Origin of the sequence: Psychrobacter sp. YGAH215, assembly GCF_007280595.1 — a bacterium.
GTDB classification, from domain to species: Bacteria; Pseudomonadota; Gammaproteobacteria; order Pseudomonadales; family Moraxellaceae; genus Psychrobacter; species Psychrobacter faecalis.
In genome coordinates this window covers 1-3695 of record NZ_VKLR01000050.1, presented here as the reverse complement: position 1 = coordinate 3695, position 3695 = coordinate 1, and the positions used below count along the sequence as shown (strand labels likewise).

4 protein-coding genes are annotated in these 3695 nt (G+C 36.5%); all 4 read right to left on the bottom strand.

From position 1 onward, the window contains the following. Positions 1 to 651: 651 nt before the first annotated feature. On the bottom strand, positions 652 to 903 hold the full coding sequence (locus tag FOR85_RS12425) for a hypothetical protein (protein ID WP_144298163.1): 252 nt from the start codon (positions 901 to 903) through the stop codon (positions 652 to 654). 379 nt (positions 904 to 1282) lie between these two features. Continuing rightward, entirely contained in the window at positions 1283 to 1471 is a 189-nt protein-coding gene (locus tag FOR85_RS12420; RefSeq protein WP_144298162.1) for a hypothetical protein, read from the bottom strand. Positions 1472 to 1650: 179 nt separating this feature from the next. Continuing rightward, a complete protein-coding gene (locus tag FOR85_RS12415; protein WP_144298161.1) occupies positions 1651 to 2571 on the bottom strand; it encodes a replication initiation protein in 921 nt (306 codons plus the stop codon). A gap of 828 nt (positions 2572 to 3399) precedes the next feature. Continuing rightward, positions 3400 to 3695 (bottom strand): MobA/MobL family protein (locus FOR85_RS12410; protein WP_223808639.1); only part of this gene is annotated, 296 nt, incomplete at its 5' end.

The window sequence follows — 3695 nt, the reverse complement described above, 5'->3', positions numbered from 1 at the left end:
TCGTGGGTCTTACCATAGCGCTTATCTTCAAGCTCAACCCCTGCGCGATAGCTCGCACTGGCAACGGCACTTTGTCCCTTGCCTCGTGATATTGATTTAGTCGATGCGATGAAAATAGCCATTTCTACAAGCTCAGCTTTTTGGTTTTTAGCACTACGTCTTTTCGTAGTGCTGGGGGTGTGGGGGTTTACCCCTGCCGATGTTTTGATTTTATAAATGTATTACCGTAGGGAATAAACATTTGTAAAGTCAAAAACTCGCACTTAGTCAGTGGGACGCAACCATCCGTCAATTAACTATATCATAATAGATTAGATTGACAGATAAGGCTTATCAAATTTAATACTGACATTACGGATCAGACAGAAGCAAACTGGATAAAATGTGATTTAGGTGGCTAAATAGTCTTACTAGGAAACTTTTTAAATAAGAATACAAAAAAGATAAAAGTACTTATTGCAGATAATATAAAAATAATTAACTCAGAGGTACTGAACAAGTTAATAATATACCCTGAAGACGAACTAAGTAAGACGATATCAACCGCCCATAGTATATATAAAGGAAGATTTCGGTAAGGAATATGGGCGAGATACGCCAGTACAATTATACCTAGAAAAAAATGTACGACTAATATTTCAAACATAATTTTTAACCTGTATTTTCCTTGCTAGATATCGCTAAAAGAATGTAAACCACTATACTTATCCCTAGAGATAAGCCAATTAACACTAGAACACCGTCAAGAGTTATTGGATTACGTCCAAATAAATCCAACAGGAAATTCATCAGAAAAAATAGCAGACCTATAGTTATACTTGCCCATAGCTTTATTTTTTTACTTCTGTTAGCACTATTTCCTGATATAAAACCAACAATCATCGCACCGATTTCATCTATCATGAGATTCTTTTATATGAAGAGGTAGTAATACTGCATCAATTTTGTCTAAAAATAGCCAACGTAAGAACAATACTAGAAACATGCCTAACCCACCATAAAACATATCTAAACTGTATAGGTAACCAACATATAAAGCTAAGCCAATGGATAAAAGTCCGGATAAAAAAACGTTGGAATCCACATAATGTAAACATTCTGGACACTGATAAGTCTTAGATTTTTTAAAATCTAAAGGTCTTATTACTTTACCATGACAGCCAGGGCATTCTCTTGTAAACATAGCATCACAAATTCTGTTAATTGGTATTTCAAAGATTTGAAATACCAATCAGTTAAAGTCGATTATACTTAAAGTGTGGCTTCTTATCTTTTGTACTTACTACCATCTGCCTCCAGCACCACCATTACGTCGTTGGTTGCTACTCTTACCACTCCATGCCTTGCCAGTTTGGTATGTACCATAAACCAATCCAGCATTGGACATATGGTGTTTAGCTACTTGACTGGTTACAACACGACCTGCCAAATTTAGCGCAACTGGGAACCATGCTCCTTCAGTTGCTTCCATCTCTTGACTAGAGATAGATTTAACTTGTAAGTTTTCACTATCAGCAAACGCATATTATTATTTGTGTTATACCCCAAGGGAACCAGTGTTTTATCCCCTCAAACCTATTAATAGACCACTTAAAATAGACTGCTATAAGAGAACTACTTATAACGGTCTATGAGTGTTGGACAGTATTGCTACTTCTTACTAGGGGACTTCAAATAATCTTCTAGCGGTCTTTTTGTGAAATCTTCAGGATAAGTTATTAGATAATCTTTCATCTCTCGCCTAAAATCATCTGTATTCATCTTTGCGTTATGGCTTAAACGGCGATAGTTATTATAGTCAGCTACAAACTGCTCTGTTCTAACTATCGCATCAATCTTATCGTTTGATAAACTGCCATCTTTGTTCTCTAATCTCGCCAAAGATTTTTTATGAAACTTTAAGGTAAGGCTAACAAAGGACTGTCTCACTTTTCGATAATCAACCGTTATTTTGTATTCAGTATTAGCGTTGATTTCTTCTAACGCTTTATCTATGACACGTTCTCTCAACTGTCCAAACTGCTTATACTTGCCTGATACACCCATAATATACTTAAAATCTTCAAGGTCTAAGGTCTTGCTATATTGGTACTGACCGATCCAACAGACAATCAGTTCATACAGACGTATAGCATGTGTGCTTGATAGCTCGGCTATTTCAATCAATCTGTACTTAGTAAAGTTTGCTTTTAATTGAGTTAAGTACGGTAGTATATCTTCTGCAAAAGTAACTGTTATCAAGTTATTATCAGTATCAAACAATACGCCTGATACAAATCTAGTCCGCAACCTTTTATTTCCATCAAGTTGTATTGTTACCTCCCTGTCGAATAGGCTGTCCGCCGCTGTTTCTAAGTCCCTATATATATTTTGTTTTTTCCCATCATGGTAGAAAACCTCCATTATCTGCTCAACAGTAATTGTAAATTTCGTTTGTTTGGTTATTTGTACAGCGTCTGGTCTACTGTCAATATGACTAATACAAGAGAATAGTAGTTGCTTCTCTTTGGTGCTCATAGCATACGCCGCTAGTACTAAAGCATTAGATTGTGCGACTAAATTATTTTCCATATTTGAACCTATCAGCAGTAATATTAATAACTGACATGCTAGCTTACCCACTTAAAAAACACAAATAAAAATCACAAAAATTTTTTTAAGTGTTTTCTTTGCTCAATAGGTGTTTTCTTTGCTCAATAGGTGTTTTCTTTGCTCAATAGGTGTTTTCTTTGCTCAATAGGTGTTTTTTACGCTCGTAACTTACTGATTTTAAAAGGGAAAAATAGCTCTTAAACAAGAATAAACAAGAATAAACAAGAATAAATAAAACCCTAAGAAAACGTTTTATTGAAAATTAGGAAGATTTGGACAGTGAAAAATTGAAATTATTTATCAGAATTTGATAAAAAGAGATTCTATTAGCGACTTACACCACGACTTTGGGTAACAGCTCTATCTTTATTATAATTAAATGAGCTTATACAGCTCTATATTGCCGTATTTTGGTCTTTAGACAATTTATAGCTATATTATTCAGCAAAAGTACTTAAAGACGCTCTAAGCTCATATTTGAGCTAATAACGCGTTTTACTAATAGTATCTGCTAGGTACTCTTTAGCGACTCCTTAACTTCATTAGATCGGCTATAGTCTGAGATATAGATATCCAAGGCTTTGACATAGATGAATAATGAAATAATGTCTCTATTCATTCGTCCAACGTCACCGCTACTACGGCCTAATTTCTTTATCAGTTAGTCGATGAATAGCGCCATATTTGTCTGCAAGCGTTTGGGCGAACTGATGCGCGATTGTTTTGCGATCTTCTGCGCTTAATTCATGCGGTAGATTAACCAGCAACACGCGCATCGACTCGCTTCTCGGCTGCCTTCGCTTTGTTTCATAAACCACTGTGTGAAATTTCAGCGTTGGCTGCTGCCAGTCTTGAGGGCAAAATAATATCCGTGCTCTTCACCCCATGCTTTTTTGAATAGTCGTGGGTCTTACCATAGCGCTTATCTTCAAGCTCAACCCCTGCGCGATAGCTCGCACTGGCAACGGCACTTTGTCCCTTGCCTCGTGATATTGATTTAGTCGATGCGATGAAAATAGCCATTTCTACAAGCTCAGCTTTTTGGTTTTTAGCACTACGTCTTTTCGTAGTGCTGGGGGTGTGGGGGTTTACCCCTGCCGATG

What these genes read in the sequence shown, in the direction of transcription:
- FOR85_RS12425 (WP_144298163.1), bottom strand. Translation starts at nt 903, where the DNA reads ATGATAGATGAAATCGGTGCGATGATTGTTGGTTTTATATCAGGAAAT.
- FOR85_RS12415 (WP_144298161.1), bottom strand. Translation starts at nt 2,571, where the DNA reads ATGGAAAATAATTTAGTCGCACAATCTAATGCTTTAGTACTAGCGGCG.
- FOR85_RS12420 (WP_144298162.1), bottom strand. Translation starts at nt 1,471, where the DNA reads ATGGAAGCAACTGAAGGAGCATGGTTCCCAGTTGCGCTAAATTTGGCA.